Consider the following 5,283-nt stretch of genomic DNA (forward strand, 5'->3'; position numbering starts at 1 on the left):
GAAGACCTGCTGCGAGACGCTGAGGTGCACGCCGTGCGCCTGCATGATGAACATGGTGGCGAAGGTGCAGTAGAGCATCGAGCCGTCGAGGTTGAACGAATAGCCCAGCGGCAGGACGAAGCTGACGATGCGGCGACGCACGCCGACGGTAGGCAGGGCGTCCAGGATGCGCGGATAGGCGGCTTCCGAACTGGCGGTCGAGAAGGCCAGCAGGGCCGGGGTGCGGATCACCTTGAACAGCGGCAGGACGCGACGGCCCAGCACCAGGGCGCCGGCCAGGAACAGCAGGCCCCACAGGATGCCCATCGAGCCGTAGAAGCCGAGCACGAACTTGGCGTAGACGGCCAGCATCTCCAGCCCTTGCGTGGCGATGGTCGAGGCCAGGGCCGCGAAGATGGCGAGGGGCGCCAGCTTCATCACGAACTCAGTCACCTTCAGCATGATGGAGGCGGCCTGTTCGACCAGGTTCAGCACCGCGGGCGCCTTGTCGTCCAGGGCCGCGACCGCCGTGCCGACGAACAGGGAGAAGACCACGATCTGCAGGATCTCGTTCTTGGCCATGGCGTCGAAGATCGAGGTCGGCACCAGGTGGGTGACGAAGCCGTGCAGCGAGAAGGCGTCGGTCGAGGCGGCCGGGGCCGTCGCCAGCGCGGCCTCAGGCAGGTGCATCCCCGCCCCCGGCTGCAGCAGCTGGACCATCAGCAGGCCCAGCAGCAGCGACACCACCGAGGCGCCGATGAACCAGGTCATGGTCTTGACGCCGATGCGGCCGACCGAGGCGGCGTCTTCCATGTGAGCGATGCCCGCCACCAGGGTGGTGAAGACCAGGGGGGCGATGATCATCTTGATCAGACGCAGGAAGACGTCGGTGATCAGCGACAGATTCTTGGCCGCCGCCGCCGCCTGATCGGCGTCCAGATACTGGTTGACGCCCCAGCCGACGAGCACGCCGAGGATCATCGCGCCGATAATGAGGTAGGCGAATATTCGGTTCATTCTTTACGTTCCAACTTCACTCGGCCCACCCCGTCGGAATGCCTCCCCCGACCGCACGAGCCCCATCCGTTCCATACGAAAGCGGGGCCGCAGACGTTCGAAATGTCCACTGCCCCGCCTCGTTCAGTTCTTTGCTAAAGCCAATCGGCCTTCGCGCCTAGATCAGAATTCCTTCCGGATGGTCGCATACCACCAGCGTCCCCGGTTGGAGTGGACGCTGCCGTCGTAGCCGAAACGCTCATTGGCCAGCGGCGGCTCTTCATTGGTGATGTTGCGCGCGCCGACGCGAAGGCGCGTGCCGGCCATCCGACCGCCCTCGAACTCGTACTGAACGTAGAGGTTGTGGGTCAGCCAATCCTCAACGACCCAGTAGTCGGTCGTGCCGGCGATATTGGCCGAGGTGTCGTAGTAGTCGCTGACGTAGCTGGAATAGAAGCCGGTGCTCCACGGGCCGTTGTCCCAGGTCAGGCTGGACGACGCCTTCCACTGGGGCCTGCCGTTGCGGCGGACCAGCTCCTCGACTCCCGAGACAGCGACGCCCGAGATCACGCCGTCCTTGAGCGCGTCCAGCAGCATCTGGTGGTCCTCGTTGGCCTCCTGATACAGCTTCAGCCACTGGCTGACGTTGACCGTCCAGGTGAAGGCGCCGATCGGGGTGTCGCGCAGGCTGTAGTGCATCCGATAGTCGACACCCTCGGATTCACGCGGCTGCAGGTTCAGGTAGTCGTCCTTGATGGACAGCAGGGCGCCGACCGGAGCCAGGCCGGCGGCCTGACCGTCTGCGATCTGCTGGGCGTCCGGCGCGGCGCGCACCACGTTCGGATTGAAGCTGCCGATCTGACGCAGATAATAGTCCATCACCAGCTGGTTCGTGCCGCCGAAGATGCCCACCAGATCGGTCTGGTTGATCTTCCAGTAGTCCACCGCGAAGGTCAGGTCGCCATAGGCCGACGACCAGAGCTTGGGCTCGAACACGACGCCGGCGCTGAGGTTCTTCGACCGCTCGGGCTTCAGGTTCGGATTGCCGGCGCGGTTCTCGATCCGCGATTCCGAGACGCAGTAGTCATTGTTCGACGTCAGGGTCGGGATGGCCCCGATCTTCAGCTGAACCGCGCAGGCGGCGTAGTCCCGGCGCGAGTTCGAACGCTGGAAGTCCGGCTGGTGCAGCTGGGTCAGGTTCGGCGCGCGGAAGCCCTCGGACCAGGCGGTGCGGAACATCAGCCAGTCGTTCGGGCGATAGGCGATCGCCACCTTGGGCGCGCCCACCGTGCCGAACAGCGAATAGTCCTCGAGACGACCGGCGACCTGCATGTCGATCGACTTCACGAAGGGAATGTTCATGTCCGGCGACACCACCGGGATCGCCAGTTCGGCGAAGGCCGAATAGACGTTGCGCGCGCCCGAGCTGTCCGGAGTGAAGGTCACGCCCATCACGTCGCTCTGGGCGACGCCGCCAGCCAGATCGGTGAAGGTGATGGTGCCGTCCAGACGGTCGTCGCGGTCCTCGGCGAAGGTCTCGCGCCGCGCCTCGACGCCCGCCGCTAGGCCGACGTCACCGGCCGGAAGCGAATAGATGTCAGGACGCGAGACGTGGAAGTCCCACTGCATGAGCTCGGTCTCTGCCGTCCGTCCGACCCGAACCAGGAAGCTGTCGATGACCGCCTGATCATTGACGCCGAAGGCGGCGTTGCGCGGATTGGTCAGATCGCCGCCCGCGAACGGGTTGTAGGCGTCGCGCGTCGTCCGGTTGATGGCGGCCTGCAGGCCGGTCATGCTGACGCCGTCCATCTGATCTTCGGTGCGGGCCTTGGAATAGAGCAGCGCGCTTTCCCAGTCGAAGCCCAGATATTGGCCGCGCAGACCGCCGACGAAGCGGGTGGTGACGTTCTCGACGTCGACGCTGCGGTAGCCCAGGTCGGCGAAGCGGAAGTCGCGAATCTCGACCGGCGCGCCCGAGACCGGCACGGCCCCCGCGCCCGAGGCGGCCAGGCCCGGCAGACGCGCGGTGACGCCCACGGCGCCCAGCGGGTTCCAGTAGGCGGTCGGCGACATCAGCACCCGCTGATAGTCCAGCGGCGTGTCCTGCTGACGCTGCGACCAGGTGTTGGCCCAGTAGTAGCCAATCTCGCCGAACGCCTCGAGGCCGTTCTCGAACTCATGATTGATGAAGGTGAACAGGTTGGCGCGATCGACGGCCGAACTGATCGTCCGCATCGTGTCCAGGTCATAGCGCAGGTTCTGATCGTCGCCCGTGGTCGCCAGCGTCGAATTGTCGAAGCAGGTGCCGGCCACGAAGCCTGGCGCCAGACAGCCCGGGTTCGTGCCCGGCTGAATGTGGAACGAGCCCGCCGAGCTGGTCAGCTGCTGGCCGTTGACGTTGGTCGTCAGCTTGTCCGCGACATAGGTGCCGGGCTTGAGCCGGTAGCCTTCGGCCCAGGCGGTGATGGTGCTGTAGCTGACGTAGTCCAGACCCGCGGCCCGGTCGCCGAAGCGCCTGATCCGCCCCTCGACGGTGGCGTAGTCGCGTTCCCAGATGAACAGGGCGTCGCGGGTCAGGTAGTCGCCCATCACCGAGATGTTGGTGCGGCCGTCGTTGAAGTCCTTGCCCGCCTGGAAGTTGAAGGAATACTCCTCCATTCCGCCTTCGTCTCGACCCATGCCCGACTGAACGGTCAGGCCCTCGAAATTGCCGCGCAGGACGGTGTTGACCACGCCCGCGACCGCGTCAGTGCCGAACAGGGCCGCTGCGCCGTCGGCCAGGACCTCGACGCGCTGGACCCCCATGACCGGGATCGAGTTGGTGTTGACGGTCGTGACCGGCACGAAGTTCTCGACCTGGGTGCCCGGATGGGCCACCAGGCGGCGGCCGTTCAGCAGCGCCAGGGTATTGCCGGTGCCCAGGGCCCGCAGATCGATCGAAGCCACGTCGCCGCGGGCGTTGTTGATGCCGCCGTTGTCGGTGTCGGCGTCGTTGAAGTTGACGTCGCCGGCCTGCGAGATGGCGCGGTAGAGGTCGTCGCCGTCCACGGCGCCGATGGCGTCGATGTCCTGGGCGCCGATAACCGTGACCGGCAGGGCTTCATTGATCCGCGTGCCCTTGATGCGGCTGCCCACCACCACGACTTCGTCGACCTGGGTGGCGTCCGCCGTCCTGGGGCGCTGGCGCAGGATGAAGGTCGAACCTTCACGACTGACGATCTCCAGATCCGTGCCTTCGATCAGCAGCTTCACCGCCGCTTCGACGTCCATGACGCCGGTGACGGCGCGGGTGCGCACGCCCGCCAGATGGGCCGTCGGGGCCGAAATCTGCACGCCGGCCTGACGCGCCAGCTCCGTGATGGCCTGGCTGATCGGCTGGGCCGGGACGTTGAACGTCCGATCCTGCGCGTGACCGCCGTTCGCCGCAAACAGCAGCGCCAACCCCGCGGCGCTTCCCGCCAGACCCTGCTTCCAAGACGCTTTCATACCCCGACCCTTGTTCTTTTTGGACGTCCGCCTTGAGACGGATCTCCTCCAAGACGCGGGCCGCGCGCGTTTCCGCCAAAAAAAGCAATTCGTGGTCGGAAATTAGACCAGACGGCGACTCAGGCGGATCTCCTCGGCGTTCACGTCCACCTCCAGATCCAGACTGCCGGCGGCCGCGCGGGCGAAGGCGACGGGGTCGTTGGCGACGAACAGGCCGGTGATCTTCAAGCCCGCCACCGCCGGGTCCGCCGGCACGATCCGCGTGGAATTATAGCGGGCGAACTCCCGCGCGGCGCGCGACAGGGTCTCGTCCTCCAGCTGGATCCGGCCGTGCCGCCAGGCCAGCTCGCGATCGGCGTCGACCCCGCCGCTGTGGATCGGCCGGGCCCCGTCGGACAGGAGGGCGCGGGTGTTGGCCGCCAGTTTCAGCGCCCCGCCGTGCGCGCCGCTGACGGCGACGTCGCCGCCGAAGGAGACGACCTGCAGGGGCGCCCGACCCAGACGCCGCACCAGGAAGCTGGCGCCGTTGGCGACCACCGCCGCCTCGCCGGACCGCACCACGAAGGGACGGCCGGCGTCGGCGACCACATTGAACAGCGCCTCGCCAGCCTCCAGCAGGATCTCGCGCGCGCTGGAACTGTAGCGGACGTCGCCTTCGGACAGGGTGTTCAGCGTCATCACCGACCCGTCGTCCAGCGGCACGACCCGCGTCTCGCCCATCCGGGTTTCGAACGGCTGGGTCTGCATCCGGCGGACGGCCCAGGCCCCCGCCCCGCCGACGGCCAGCGCGCCGACCGAGGCCGCGACCAGGGCCCGCCGGGT

The 5,283-nt window shown here is 67.0% G+C and carries 3 protein-coding genes; all 3 read right to left on the reverse strand.

The genetic code is table 11. The features are described 5' to 3' along the window. The coding region (locus tag VGE49_RS04465) for a dicarboxylate/amino acid:cation symporter (RefSeq protein ID WP_331033376.1) at positions 1–996 on the reverse strand (996 nt) is incomplete at its 3' end. A 162-nt stretch (positions 997–1,158) separates the two neighbouring features. Beyond that, positions 1,159–4,461 carry a TonB-dependent receptor gene (locus VGE49_RS04470; protein ID WP_331033377.1) on the reverse strand — a complete coding sequence of 1,101 codons (3,303 nt, stop codon included), beginning with the start codon at positions 4,459–4,461 and terminating at the stop codon, positions 1,159–1,161. 102 nt (positions 4,462–4,563) lie between these two features. Next, a partial coding sequence (locus tag VGE49_RS04475) for a FecR family protein (protein WP_331033378.1) occupies positions 4,564–5,283 on the reverse strand: 720 nt, incomplete at its 5' end.

It is taken from the genome of Brevundimonas sp. (assembly GCF_036405315.1).
Lineage (GTDB): Bacteria > Pseudomonadota > Alphaproteobacteria > Caulobacterales > Caulobacteraceae > Brevundimonas.